The following is a 12,086-nucleotide window of genomic DNA, read 5'->3' as shown; positions in this document are numbered from 1 at the left end:
GGCTCAGCTGCCGAGTTGCGCGTCGGCGTCGATCTGCGTGCCCGTCTTGGCCAGTCCCGCCTTCAGGTCGGTGACGCCACCGCTCTGATAGGAGATGGAGAAGTCCTCGGCGGACTTGAGGTAGGCGCCGCCGTTCGCGCTGGCCGGGTTCGTGGCCAGGTTGGGGTTGGCGAAGATGTCGAGGAAGGTCTTGAAGTGGACGTCCTTCTGCAACGTCGGGTCCTGCAGCGCGGGGACCGTGGACGGGACGTTCTTGAGGCCATGGGCGAGCTCCTGCAGAGCACCGGGATCCGTCGACAGATACTTGACCAGTTCCCAGCCGGCGCCGGCGTTCTTGGCGCCCTTGGGAATGCCGATGATCGTGCCTGTGGTGTAGCCACCCCCGTACAGGTCGGGCTTGTTGTCCGCGACCGGGAACGGAGCCGTGGCGTAGTCCAGCTTGGGCGCTTCGGCCTCGATGAAGGCGGTGCGGAACTCACCGTCCATCGCCATGGCGATCTGCCCCTTTTCAAAGGCATGGTCAGGTGAGTACTCCTGGCCGAGCCCGGCCGTGAACTTCGCCAGTTTGTCGCGCCCGTAGAAGTCGGTGAACTTCTTCGCCCACTCGAGCATCGCCTGCCACTGAGGGTCGGTGCCGAGAGCGGACTTTCCGTCCTGGCCCGCCCACTGGGCGCCCCAGCTCGACGCCCACATCTGCACATGGTTGGCGTAGAAGCCGATCGTGGGCACGAAGCCGGCGACCTTGATGGACCCGTCGGGATTGAGCACCGTCAGCTTCTTGGCGTACTCGAACAGCTCCGACATCGTCTTCGGGGGCCCGCTGAGGCCGGCCTTGGCGAACATCGCCTTGTTGTAGTAGAGGCCGTAGACGTCGGCGAGCAGCGGCATCGCGCAGCGCGTGCCCTTGAATTCGGTGTACGCGCGGGTGGCGGCGGGAAGCTGGTTCAGGTCCACCTTGTCGCGGGAGATGTAGGCCTTGAGGTCCTGCCAGGCGCCGCCGGAACAGAACTGGCCGATGTTGTCGGTGGAGAAGGAGATGGCGACGTCCGGAGGGTTTCCTCCTCTGATCGCCTGGGCGACCTTGTCGTCGTCCTGGCTTCCCTGGTTCTTGACAGTGATGTTCGGGTGCTTGGCCTGGAAGCCGTCCAGCACCTTCTGGAGCACACCCAGCTCACGACCGCTGAACTTGCTCCAGACGCTGAGGGAGACCTTCTCGTCGGCGCTCGGCGCATTGGCCGTACCCGATGAGCTCGTCTCCGGGCCACACGCGCTCGCCAAGAGCGCGAATGCCGCACACGCCGCCGCGACACCGATTCGTCGCATCGAAACCCTCCAAGGGGGGTGAAACTGCTGACCCGCCGCCATGGTCAGGTCAAGGGGTCGGGATTACTGTGAACACCTCTTCGCGCGCTCCGGCCAATGCCAGCCGCAGCGCGCCTGAGCGAACCGGGTTACCGGTCAGCAGGCTGGGTTGAATCTTCGGCCGGGGAAGGACGAGTTCGCCCAGTTCCTCGGTGACCAGGCCGCACAGGACGCTGCCGCCGGCCCGGCCGATATCGCCGGTGAGGACCACCAGCTCGGGATCGACCACGGACACCACACCTGCCACGGCCAGCGCCACCCGGCGGGCCAGGTCATGGAGAAAGGCCGACCGGGCGACAGGGTCCGTGCCGAGATCCTCCGCGAGCAGCTTCTCCAGATCGTCTCCGGCGAGCCCGTGCGCGTGGGCCAGCTCCAGGACCGCCTTGATGCCGAGCACGTCGCCGATTCGCCGGCCGCCGGTTACGCCGGAGGGCGGGCAGGGCATCCAGTCGATCTCGCCGGCGCCACCGGAGGAGCCCCGTAACAACCGCCCGCCCGAGACCACCGCGGCGCCGATCCCTCGCCCCATCCAGATCAGTACGAAGTCGTCGACCCCGACGGCTTGGCCGACCGCCATCTCGTCGAGGGCGACCAGGTTGACGTCGTTCTCGACGGCCACCGACGTGGCGAGCGATCCGGACAGCCGATCCAGGACGTCGAAGCCCTGCCACGGCGGCAGGTGCGGGGCGAAGCCCAGGTGCCCGGTGCGCGCGTCCACAGAACCGGGCACTCCCACGACGACCTTGTGCAGTTGCCCGGTGGTCAGACCCACCTCGGCGGCGGCGACGGAGACCGCACGGCACAGGTCATCGACATCGAGGTCCGTCTCCTCGACGGGACGGTATCGGTGCTCGGCGACGATCTCCCCGCAGATGTCGGACACCGCGATGTCCAGCGTGCGCGGGGTGAGGTCGACCGCCGCCACATAGGCCAGCGCGCCGTTGACCGCCCAGAGTTGCGCGCGCGGCCCCTTACCGCCCTCCCGGAGCCCAGCCCGCCGTACGTGACCACTCTTCTCCAGCCGGAGCAGGAGGTCGGCTGTCGCCGGTTTCGACAGGCCGATGTGCGAATCCAGCTCCAATCGGGTCAGCGGGCCTCGATCGAGCAGAGCCAGCAGCGCCGCGCGGTCGTTGATCCGGCGCAGCAGCTGAGGGCTTCCCCCGCGCTGTTCCACTTGGGACTCCCTTACTATCTGGGAACTTCCCAGACTATTGTCGAGGAATGTACCCCATGCACATCGGCCCACGTCAAGAGGCCATCGCAAGAGAATCGAGGAGCGCGCTCATGGGTGATCGCGGCTGGTCGGCCTCGTCCGCCCTGGAAGCGCTAAGGCACGCTGCGGCCCCGCAGGACCGGTAGCCCACTACCGGAGTCGAGCACGACGCGATCGCCGAGCGGCCGCGTGAGCGTGACGGTCGCCCGGCCGAGCAGGAGCATCAGGTTGCACATGCCGCCGGTGCCCTCCTCGTCCACGTCCACGACCACCACGTCGTCGGTCTCGTAGGCCCGGGTCCCGTGCACGTGGTCACAACTGCCGTACCCGTACGTGACAACCAGCTCGTTGGGATCGCCAGGCATGGGGTCGAAGGCCCGCACCTCTTCGCGGCCCCCCTTCGCCGCACGGGGACGCGGGGTCGCGGCCAAGGGATCAACGGCCACCACGACGAACCTCTCCTTGATCCCCTTGGCCGTGAAGTGCCAGGCAGGCACCCGGATCGTGCCCCGGCTGGTGGCCAGCGCCGCCTCCCCAAGCTCGACGCCGGTCATCCGGAGCCGACGGCAGCCCTTGCGCGGGCACTCCTCGTCGATGAAGTCGGCCGGCTTGCTGAGCCGCGCGTACGCCGTCGCAGCGGTGATGAGCGGCACCTCGGAGACCGAGCCGTCCGGCCAATGCAGCGGCATGCGGGCCGGAGAGTCCGCGGGTAACTCGGAGTCCAGGTCCCATGCGCCGTTGTGCAGGCTCAGAGCTGCCCAGGCGGGTATGCGCTCCCACCGCGGCACGACGTCGAGCCCCGCCAACGGGACGAAGCCCCCGCGCCACGCCTGGTCGATCGGGGAGCCCTGCCAGCGCGTCGCCATCGCTCGAGCACGCCATTCGAACGCGCCGGGCGAAACACGGTCGGACCAGTTGCAGGAGGCCAGGAGCAGCGTCAGCAGCAGGCACCCGATCGTCCTACGCAAGAGACCTCCTCGGCTTGATCATCGCCAGGCTAGACCTGCGGTAGACCTGCCTGAGAACCGGAACTCATTCACTCACTCACGAAGCGCCGCGATGCCTTCGACCGGCATCGCGGCGCGCTCATGCTCGTGTTCGTCAGTACGCGCAGGTAGACGACCGATCGTCCGATCCCTGGCCGGTCAGGGGGTCGTTCCATCGTCGTAGGAGAAGCCGAACGTGCGCGGCAAGCCCTCCAGCAGCCACTGCTGTGTGGGGCCAAAGGCGCAGTTCTGCGTGACCAACTGGGCGCCGAAGGCTGTGCTGTCGTTGGCCGGGCCCACGCACCACGAGCCGGAGTGTTGCCGGAGGAACCATACGCCGTCAGGGGCACCGGGCCGCAGTGCGACGAAGGTCCATTGCTGATCACCTGCGGCGAAGTTGACGCAGCTCCGCAGCACCAGCCGGGTGCCGACAGGGGTCGGGTTCTGGGTGTTGGCCAGGCTGAGGCACTTGCCGCTGGAGTTACGGATCGAGTTGTCCCCCGTGCTGACGGGTGCGAAGCCGTGCCAGGTTTGACCTCAGTCCATCAGCACTATTGAGGTGCCGTCGGCCGTGCCGCCGTTGAAGGGCTCGACGTGCCAGCTGATCGAACCTGCCTGCCGTTCACCGTTCAGGGGGCGTCTTCGGAAACGTCCAGAGCATGACCAGCCCCCCTGCTAGGGCAGAGTTTTATGCCCTGTTTGCTGCCTATATCCGGTTTAACGGGGAGGGTGGAATCGCATGGCGTCGGAGGTCTCTGCCCATGGTCCGGGGCCGTCTCCGCAGGGGAGACCGGCGCATCACACGGTGACACATCTGAGGAGAACCACATGTCCGATGCCGTCCAGCCTGTTCAGCCGGTCCTGGAGCCGGCGGCAGCGGCCTTCGTGCAAGCCACCGCCAATCCGCCGTACCTGTTCGAGCTGCCGCCGGCCGAAGGCCGCAAGGCGCTCGACGAGGTACAGTCCGGCGAGATCGACAAGCCGAACGTCGACGAGGAGTGGATCACCGTCGCGGGCGGTCCGACGGGCGGCGTCCGGGCCCGCATCGTCAAGCCGGCCGGGGCCGAGGGCACGCTGCCGGTGATCCTCTACATCCACGGCGCGGGCTGGGTGTTCGGCAACGCCCACACCCACGACCGGCTGGTACGTGAGCTCGCCGTCGGCGCGGACGCCGCCGTGGTCTTCCCCGAGTACGACCTGTCTCCCGAGGCCCGCTACCCGGTCGCCATCGAGCAGAACTACGCCGTCGCCCAATGGATCGTCCAGCAGGGCGCGTCCAAGGGCCTGGACGGCTCCCGCCTGGCCGTGGCCGGAGACTCCGTCGGCGGCAACATGACCGCCGCGCTGACCCTGATGGCCAAGGAACGCGGCGACATCCCCTTGCTCCAGCAGGTCCTGTTCTACCCGGTCACCGACGCGAACTTCGACACCGGCTCCTACCACCAGTTCGCCACGGGCTACTACCTCCGCCGTGACGGCATGCAGTGGTTCTGGGACCAGTACACCACCGACGAGGCCCAGCGCGCCGAGATCACCGCCTCCCCGCTGCGGGCCACCGCCGATCAGCTCACCGGCCTGCCCCCGGCCCTGGTCATCACCGGCGAGGCCGACGTACTGCGCGACGAGGGCGAGGCCTACGCCAACAAGCTCCGCAAGGCGGGCGTCCCGGTCACCGCCGTACGCTTCCAGGCCATCATCCACGACTTCGTCATGGTCAACGCACTGCGCGAGACCCACGCCGCCGAGGCCGCCATCACCATGGCCGCGGCCACCCTGCGCACCGCGCTCCACCAGCGCTGACAAGGAAGCACCCGAACAGGACCGCAAGTCGCAGCCCACTGCGGTTCTCCCGTGCACCGCGCCTTCACGGACACCGCCAGCGGGTCGGGGGCCATCGCCGAACTGCCGGACGACGGCACCTCTGCCGTGGCACCGCCGAACCCGCTGCGCGGCCTGGCGTCCGACGCCGCGTACATCACCTCGACGGCCCCCCAGCTCGACGGCTCCGTCGAGCGCGCGCCGAATCTGGGCGGATGTCACGGCCAAGTCGTGTGATCGTGAATGGCCCGCCGCCGTTTGGCACGCAACCTCAGAGGAAACTATCAGTAATGATTCGGTAACTCTATGTAATAGGAGTCCACATGCGTCGTCTGGTAGTCACCCTCATCTCCGTAGCCGCCGCGGGCGCGCTGACACTCGGCTTCGCCGCGACGGCTCAGGCCGCCGCCCGTGAGTACATCACCGTTGCCACGTGCGTGTTCTCCGGTGGCGTAGTTGTTCCCGACTGGCTGAGCCCGACCGGACGCACCTGCGTCGGCGGCGGCTACCACGGGTACCCGGTCTTCCCCTACTAGCACCCGCCATGCGAACGGGCCCGCCTCCCGCTACTCCGGGGGCGGGCCCGCCTTCTTTTGCGTCTCGACCTCGAGGACGGTGAGATGACGTGCAGGCCGACCTCGACGTCAGTCGGGGAACGCGCGGCAGGTGCTGAGTACGAGGGCAACCCCAAGCTGACGGACCTACCTCGGCGACGTTCTCAGGACGCAGCACGCTCGCGGCCGCAGCGTGGCCAAGTGGCCGTCGCCGCGGTGCTCGCGCAGCACGGTGGCTGTCTGGCCGGCCGCGCAGTGCGTGTGTCGCAGCAGGCGCTCGTCGGCGACCGGCCGGACCGCCCCGGCAACCGGCCGCACAACTCGCCCTCGGCTTCCGGCCGGGCGGCTTCCGGTCGAGCGGCTTCCGGCCGAGCGAGGCCGGTTGAGACAGCGGATGGAACGCGGCGTCGCGCCTTCGAGGTAGCGGCGGGTCCGCGTCCGCGCCGGTTCGCGGGTCGGGGCGTCAGCCCGGGCTGAACCAGCGGGTGAGGGCTGTCTTCAGGCTGTCGGGGTCCGCACCGGCCCAGGCGACGTAGCCGTCGGGGCGGATGAGCAATGCGGGTGCGGGGGCGTCGTCGGCGGTCGCGGTCACGCGGTGCACTTGGTCGTTCCAGGGCTCTGCGGTGGCGGCGAGGTCGTTCCCGCCGGTGAGGTCAAGGAGCAGGGGGCGGCCGTCGCGCAGGAGCTCGGCGAGGCGGCGTTCGCGTCCGTCGTCGGTGGTCAGGTTGATGGGTGGTACGAACCAGCCGGTGGGCGCGGCGGGGTGTTCCTCGCCCATGTCGTAGCGGACATCGGCGCCCGCTACCAGGGCGGCGACCATGTGCGTGTTCTCGGTGCGGTCGAGGAGTTCCGCGAAGAGCCGGCGTAGTGCGGTGACGTCGCCTCCGGGTGCCGTCAGAGCGGTCGCGGCCTGGGTGTGCATGAGCACGCGTTCGCCGCTCGCGTGGCGTTCGGTTTCGTAGCTGTCCAGTAGGCCTTCTGGGGCCCATCCCTGCACTGTTGCACCGAGTTTCCAGGCCAGGTTGGCCGCGTCTTGGAGCGCCAGATTCAGGGTCGGCCCGTGGCTGACCTGTGCGGCGTCGCCGGCGATGAAGACCCGACCGTCGCGGTAGCGGTCAGCGAGCCGGGAGTTCCGGCCGCACATGCGGCGAAGCATGGTGGGCGCGCCCTCGGGCGGCGGAGCCAGGGGCAGGCGCGCTCCGAGGACCCGTTCGATGCTCTCCTCCATCTCGGCCGGCGTCATCGGCGCACCAGGGCCCGGGAAGTCGCCTGCCGGGTGATCTTCCCATTCGGCCGTGTTGACCAGCGGCCGCTCCGGATCGTGCCCGAGGAGGGTGAAAAGGCCCCGCTCCGTACGGTGGAACACCGCCGGGATCTCGCCGAGGCCATCGATCGCGACCCGTCCCCCCGGCGCGAACCGGAAGCGGTCGCTCGGCCCGATCAGGGCCGTCCGGTCGACGACGTTGTCGTCGCTGATGCCGGGGAAGGCGATTCCCGCCTGCTTCCGAATCAGGCTGTGGCCGCCGTCGCAGCCGACGAGGTATCGGGCGGTCAATGTCATCTCGGTTCCGTCCGAACCGCGTGCCACGACGTCGACCTGGTCATCGGTCTGGCTGAAGGACAGCACGTCCCAACCTCGTCGGACATCCGCGCCGAGTTCCGCCGCGCGTTCGTTGAGCACATGTTCAAGATCGCGCTGGTTGACCGGCAGGAGATACATCGGGTTCTCCTTGCCGAGCACGTGCAGCGGCAGCGGCATCCCGCCGAAGAAGAACCCAGGCGCGGGCGCCGGTGCTCCTCGGCCCCCGCAGCGTTCGAAGAGGCCACGGTTGTCCAGCAGTCGTACGACCTGGCCGGCGAGGCCGTGTGCCTTGTCTGCCAGGTCTGGTTCCGGCCGTCGTTCCAACACCAGAGGCCGGACGCCCGCGAGGCGGAGCTCGCAGGCGAGAAAGAGGCCGGTGGGTCCCCCGCCGACGATGATGACGTCGAACATCGCTGATGCCTCCTTAAGATACGCGACTGTATCTAACGGTGGACACCGTAGGTCACCGCGATAAGATACGCAAGTGGATCGTAAGCATGGGCGGACCCGCGACGGCGGCACGACCCGCGACGGCGGCGCATCCCGTCGACGCGGCCCCGAACTCGAGGACGCGATTCTCGACGCCGCCTGGGACGTGCTGGTCGAGCACGGATATCACGGTTTCACTTACGAGGCGGTCGCCGCCCGCGCCGGTACGAGCCGTCCTGTGCTCTACCGGCGCTGGCCGCAGCGCGACGACCTGCTGCTGGCCACTCTCACCAAGTTCTGGCAGCCGATCGCGGTGCCCGACACCGGCAGCCTCCGCGATGACGCGATCGGCTTCCTGCACAACGCCGACGCTGACCGGGCAGGCATGATCACGTTGATGAGCGTGCAGTTGGTGGACTACTTCCGCGACACCGGCACCAGCCTCAGCGAGCTACGCGACACCCTCATCGCGCCGGGCCAGGCGACCCCCTTCGAGATGATCGTCGCCCGTGCGGTCGAGCGCGGCGAGCTGCCCGACGTGCCGCGTTCGTCCCGCGTGGTGAACCTGCCGTTGGACCTGTTGCGCCACGACATGTTCATGACGATGCGCGCGGTGCCGGAGGAGTCGATCGTCGAGATCGTGGACGAGGTGTGGCTGCCGCTGCTGGGGGTGCCCAGGGCCCCGCCGACGACCTCGGCGTGATCGGCCTCGTCCTCAAATAGGGACTGTGCTCGGCTAGGACAAACCGTCCGCGGGGGAGAAGCGAGCGGCCAGGCCATGAAGGACGCATTCGAGTCCGCCGGCGAACTCGTCGTCGCGGGCGGCGCTCAAGTTCTGGTTTCGCTGGGCGGCGTACAGCTTTCGCAGCCGAGGGTAGTCCCGTACGGCCTGTTCGGCGGCCGGCCACAAACTGTCGGCCCATTCCTGCTCGCTTCGGCCGCTGCGGGCGAGTGTGGTCAACCAGGCGGCCTCGCTGGTCGAGATCCCGATGACGTAGGCCACAACTGTGTTCAGGGCCCGATCGGCCGCTTCCAGGGTGAAGCCCCCCTGCTCGAACGCGGCGAGGATGGCCTCGTTCTGCCGCATCACGTTCGGCCCCAGATAGGCCACGCCCGTCTCGCCGAGCACGGAGACGATCCAGGGGTGGCGCAGGACCGTGGCCCGCAGGCTGTGGGCGTAGCGGGTGATGGCCGCCCGCCAGCCCGCCGGATCGTCGGCGGCCGGCACCTCGACCTCGCCGTAGACCTGGTCGACGAGCAGCTCGAGCAGTTCGTCCTTGTTGGCCACGTGCGTGTACATCGACGTAGCCCCGGCGCTCAGGCGGATGCCGAGCTTGCGCATGCTCAGGGCGTCGATGCCTTCGGCATCCAGCAGTTCGAGTGCCGCGGACACGATCTGCTCCCGGCTCAGCGGCGGCTGCTCAGATCGTCGCCGCTGCGGACGAGCCCACACCGACGGATACGGCTGTCTGTCGGCCGGCATGCGTTCTCCCTCACGACGATCCCTGCCGAACAGTGTACGGCTTGCCCAACGATGTTCAGTATCCGTACAGTGTGCGGAGTGCCGCACACTGTACGGCGCTTTATGGGAAAGGAGTCGTCTTCATGCCGTCATCGCCATTCGACGCCCACCGCTGGCAAACGAGGCTTGATGAGCTGCGCGCCGCCCATCACGTGCCGGGGGCCGCCCTGGCGGTGCTGGCCGGCGGGAGGATCCATGAGCTGGCCAGCGGGGTGCTGCACCGAGGGACCGGCGTGGAGGTGACCACGGACTCGGTGTTCCAGTCCGGTTCGATCGCCAAGGTGTACACGGCGACGCTGGTGATGCAGCTCGTCGACTCCGGTGAGCTGCGGCTTGACAGCAGGGTCGCCGACGTCCTGCCGGGCTTCACGCTCGCCGATGACAAGGTCACGAAGAGCGTGACGATTGGGCAGCTACTCAGCCATACCAGCGGGATCGCCGGGGACTTCCCCCACGACAGCGGCCGTGGGGACGACTGCCTCGCCCGCTACGTGGCGGCGTGCGCGAGCGTGGGGCAGGACTGCCCGCCGGGGACCGTCGTCTCCTACTGCAGCACCGGGTACGCGATTCTCGGCCGAATCGTGGAGGTGATCACCGGTCAGACCTGGGACGACGCGTTGCGCGACCGGTTGCTGGCGCCGCTCGGTCTCGAGCATTCGATGACCTTGCCGGAGGAGGCGCTGCGGTTCCGGGTGGCGATGAGCCATCTCGGCGAGCTGGGAAGGGACCCAGAGCCGGCGCCTGTGTGGGACATGTTGCCGCGCGCGGCCGGGCCGTACGGGCGCGTCCTCATCACCGCCGCCGACGTCGTCCGCTTCGCGCGGATGCATCTCGACGGCGGTACCGCGCCCGACGGCAGGCGCCTGCTGTCCGCCGAGTCGGCGGCGGCGATGCGGCGACGTGTCGTCGACTGCCTGGACGGATGGTCGTTCATGGCGGACGGATGGGGCCATGGGTGGGCGCTGTACGACTGGGACGGTGTCGCCGGCTACGGTCACGACGGCGCCGCGGGCGGGCAGTTCTCGTACCTCCGTGTCGTGCCTGGCAGTGGCGTCGTCGCCGCGCTGCTGACCAATGGCGGCGGCGCGACCGGTCTGTTCGTCGACCTGTTCCAGGAGCTGCTCGGTGAGCTGGCCGGGGTGCGGATGCCCGACGTCTTCGCTCCCGCCGCGGAACCGCGGCCGGTCGGTGTCGCCGCGCTCGCGGGCACGTACGAACGCGAAGGTGTCCGCCTCACGATCGGCGAGCGGGACGGTGTGCCGCGCCTGCGGTTGCAGCTGACCGGCGCGATGGCCGACTACTCACCGCCGATGGAGGCCGACCTGGTGGCGGTGTCCGACACGGTGCTCGCGATGCCGGGCATCGGTCCCGTCAGCGCGCCGTGGCTGCCACTGGTGTTCGGGACGCTTCCGGACGGCACGCCTTACGTGTATTTCGGCATGCGGGCGGCACCGAAGATCGCCTGACGGAGGCGCGGCCCTGGCGCGAGGGTCGCCGGTCGCCCGGGGCCGAGAAACTCAAGGGACGTTTCTCATCATCGACACCACCAGGCGTAGAGACTCCACTACATGGACGGGTTCGAGATCGATGAGAAATTGGTGCGATCCCTGCTGCACGAGCAGCACCCGGACCTTGTAGAACTGGGCCTCCATCAGGGAACCATTGGTTGGTCCAACCAACTGTGGCGTCTCGGTGACGAGCTGGCCGTGCGCCTGCCGCGCAGGGCACACGCTTCTCCCGGTCTTCGCAACGAGCAACTGTGGCTTCCTGTCCTGGCCCCGCGCCTTCCACTCCCGGTGCCGACCCCTTTTCGGATCGGTGAACCGTCCGCATGCTTCCCGTGGCCGTGGACCGTGGTGACATGGGTTCCCGGCGAACCAGGTGACCGCGCCCCGATCAGTCACGGCCACCACACAGCCGACATATTGGCGGGCTTCTTGCGAGCCCTCCATCTGAATGCGCCCACCGAGGCACCGGCCAACCCGATCCGCAGTTTCCCGTTCAGAACGTTCACGCACGAGTTCGACAGGAGAGTCGAAGCCGTTGCGTCCAGAATCGCCGTCACCGATGTCCGAGCCGTCTGGGACGAGGCGCTTTCGGCTCCCGATTGGGAGGGCCCGCCGGTATGGCTGCACGCCGACCTTCATCCTGCGAACGTCGTCGTCTCGGGCGGAACGATTTCCGGCGTGATCGACTTCGGTGAGCTCTGCGCCGGCGACCCGGCGACAGATCTCGCGGCCGCGTGGCTGATCCTTCCCGAAGGCGCGGCCACACGATTCTTCGACGCGTACGAAAACGTGGACGAGGCAATGATCCGGCGCGCACGAGGGTGGGCTGTCCACGTCGGCGTCGGCCTCATCGGCATCGGCCAGGCCTGGGAACGTGGCCTGCCAGGCGGCCAGCCGACATGGGGACCCGTCGGCCGGACGGCGCTCGATCGTGTTCTGGCATCCAGCTAAGGATGGCCCGGACGGTCATCGGGCAAATGGCGATCTGCGTGCGAGATGTCTATTGTCTTTTGACCGAGAAGCGATGGTCTGAGCGTGCTATCTGCATGGCGAGAGAAGATCGCGCTTTGGCTGTCCTTGCTTTCGCCAAGAGGCCTGCTCGGATCGGCTCG

The 12,086-nt window shown here is 68.4% G+C and carries 13 protein-coding genes; 6 read left to right on the top strand and 7 right to left on the bottom strand.

The window, feature by feature from the left end; genetic code table 11:
* Nucleotides 1-3 precede the first annotated feature (3 nt).
* The 4 genes from KLK06_RS24395 to KLK06_RS63120 all read right to left on the bottom strand — a co-directional run bounded on the left by KLK06_RS24395 (nucleotide 4) and on the right by KLK06_RS63120 (nucleotide 4,050).
* A complete protein-coding gene (locus tag KLK06_RS24395; protein WP_214637879.1) occupies nucleotides 4-1,323 on the bottom strand; it encodes an ABC transporter substrate-binding protein in 1,320 nt (439 codons plus the stop codon).
* Between the two features lie 49 nt (nucleotides 1,324-1,372).
* Complete coding sequence (locus tag KLK06_RS24390; RefSeq protein ID WP_214637878.1) at nucleotides 1,373-2,536, bottom strand: ROK family protein; 1,164 nt, start codon at nucleotides 2,534-2,536, stop codon at nucleotides 1,373-1,375.
* 152 nt (nucleotides 2,537-2,688) lie between these two features.
* Nucleotides 2,689-3,543, bottom strand: coding sequence for a hypothetical protein (locus KLK06_RS24385; protein WP_214637877.1), 855 nt, complete (start codon nucleotides 3,541-3,543; stop codon nucleotides 2,689-2,691).
* 177 nt (nucleotides 3,544-3,720) lie between these two features.
* Nucleotides 3,721-4,050: an RICIN domain-containing protein gene (locus KLK06_RS63120; protein WP_374197150.1), complete on the bottom strand. Its 330-nt coding sequence runs from the start codon at nucleotides 4,048-4,050 to the stop codon at nucleotides 3,721-3,723.
* 339 nt (nucleotides 4,051-4,389) lie between these two features.
* On the opposite strand from KLK06_RS63120, the gene KLK06_RS24375 reads away from it, so the two are divergent.
* From KLK06_RS24375 to KLK06_RS24365, 3 genes are all read left to right on the top strand, one after another.
* Entirely contained in the window at nucleotides 4,390-5,361 is a 972-nt protein-coding gene (locus KLK06_RS24375) for an alpha/beta hydrolase (RefSeq protein WP_214637875.1), read from the top strand.
* A gap of 51 nt (nucleotides 5,362-5,412) precedes the next feature.
* Complete coding sequence (locus KLK06_RS24370; protein WP_214637874.1) at nucleotides 5,413-5,616, top strand: hypothetical protein; 204 nt, start codon at nucleotides 5,413-5,415, stop codon at nucleotides 5,614-5,616.
* An 86-nt stretch (nucleotides 5,617-5,702) separates the two neighbouring features.
* On the top strand, nucleotides 5,703-5,915 hold the full coding sequence (locus tag KLK06_RS24365; RefSeq protein WP_214637873.1) for a hypothetical protein: 213 nt from the start codon (nucleotides 5,703-5,705) through the stop codon (nucleotides 5,913-5,915).
* A gap of 165 nt (nucleotides 5,916-6,080) precedes the next feature.
* Here KLK06_RS24365 and KLK06_RS63115 read toward each other — a convergent pair whose 3' ends face one another.
* Together KLK06_RS63115 and KLK06_RS24360 are read right to left on the bottom strand one after the other, a co-directional pair.
* On the bottom strand, nucleotides 6,081-6,251 hold the full coding sequence (locus tag KLK06_RS63115; RefSeq protein ID WP_374197147.1) for a hypothetical protein: 171 nt from the start codon (nucleotides 6,249-6,251) through the stop codon (nucleotides 6,081-6,083).
* A gap of 145 nt (nucleotides 6,252-6,396) precedes the next feature.
* Complete coding sequence (locus tag KLK06_RS24360; protein WP_214637872.1) at nucleotides 6,397-7,926, bottom strand: FAD-dependent monooxygenase; 1,530 nt, start codon at nucleotides 7,924-7,926, stop codon at nucleotides 6,397-6,399.
* 73 nt (nucleotides 7,927-7,999) lie between these two features.
* Between KLK06_RS24360 and KLK06_RS24355 the strand changes: the two genes are divergently transcribed.
* A complete protein-coding gene (locus KLK06_RS24355; protein WP_214637871.1) occupies nucleotides 8,000-8,647 on the top strand; it encodes a TetR/AcrR family transcriptional regulator in 648 nt (215 codons plus the stop codon).
* 33 nt (nucleotides 8,648-8,680) lie between these two features.
* On the opposite strand, the gene KLK06_RS24350 is transcribed toward KLK06_RS24355, so the two are convergent.
* The gene (locus KLK06_RS24350; protein ID WP_214637870.1) at nucleotides 8,681-9,427 is read right to left on the bottom strand and encodes a TetR/AcrR family transcriptional regulator; all 747 of its coding nucleotides are present in this window, start codon (nucleotides 9,425-9,427) and stop codon (nucleotides 8,681-8,683) included.
* Nucleotides 9,428-9,549: 122 nt separating this feature from the next.
* Between KLK06_RS24350 and KLK06_RS24345 the strand changes: the two genes are divergently transcribed.
* Entirely contained in the window at nucleotides 9,550-10,932 is a 1,383-nt protein-coding gene (locus KLK06_RS24345) for a serine hydrolase (protein WP_214637869.1), read from the top strand.
* A gap of 102 nt (nucleotides 10,933-11,034) precedes the next feature.
* On the top strand, nucleotides 11,035-11,925 hold the full coding sequence (locus tag KLK06_RS24340) for an aminoglycoside phosphotransferase family protein (protein ID WP_214637868.1): 891 nt from the start codon (nucleotides 11,035-11,037) through the stop codon (nucleotides 11,923-11,925).
* Nucleotides 11,926-12,086 lie beyond the last annotated feature (161 nt).

The sequence above is a fragment of the Nonomuraea sp. NEAU-A123 genome, from assembly GCF_018603905.1.
Classification (GTDB): Bacteria; Actinomycetota; Actinomycetes; order Streptosporangiales; family Streptosporangiaceae; genus Nonomuraea.
Note: the sequence above shows the minus strand (reverse complement) of the source record. Positions and strands in the feature narration are given on the sequence as shown.

Excerpts from the sequence above, each read along its gene's own strand:
- KLK06_RS24395 (WP_214637879.1), bottom strand. The coding sequence starts at position 1,323 with ATGCGACGAATCGGTGTCGCGGCGGCGTGTGCGGCATTCGCGCTCTTG.
- KLK06_RS24375 (WP_214637875.1), top strand. The coding sequence starts at position 4,390 with ATGTCCGATGCCGTCCAGCCTGTTCAGCCGGTCCTGGAGCCGGCGGCA.
- KLK06_RS24365 (WP_214637873.1), top strand. The coding sequence starts at position 5,703 with ATGCGTCGTCTGGTAGTCACCCTCATCTCCGTAGCCGCCGCGGGCGCG.
- KLK06_RS24360 (WP_214637872.1), bottom strand. The coding sequence starts at position 7,926 with ATGTTCGACGTCATCATCGTCGGCGGGGGACCCACCGGCCTCTTTCTC.
- KLK06_RS24350 (WP_214637870.1), bottom strand. The coding sequence starts at position 9,427 with ATGCCGGCCGACAGACAGCCGTATCCGTCGGTGTGGGCTCGTCCGCAG.
- KLK06_RS24345 (WP_214637869.1), top strand. The coding sequence starts at position 9,550 with ATGCCGTCATCGCCATTCGACGCCCACCGCTGGCAAACGAGGCTTGAT.
- KLK06_RS24340 (WP_214637868.1), top strand. The coding sequence starts at position 11,035 with ATGGACGGGTTCGAGATCGATGAGAAATTGGTGCGATCCCTGCTGCAC.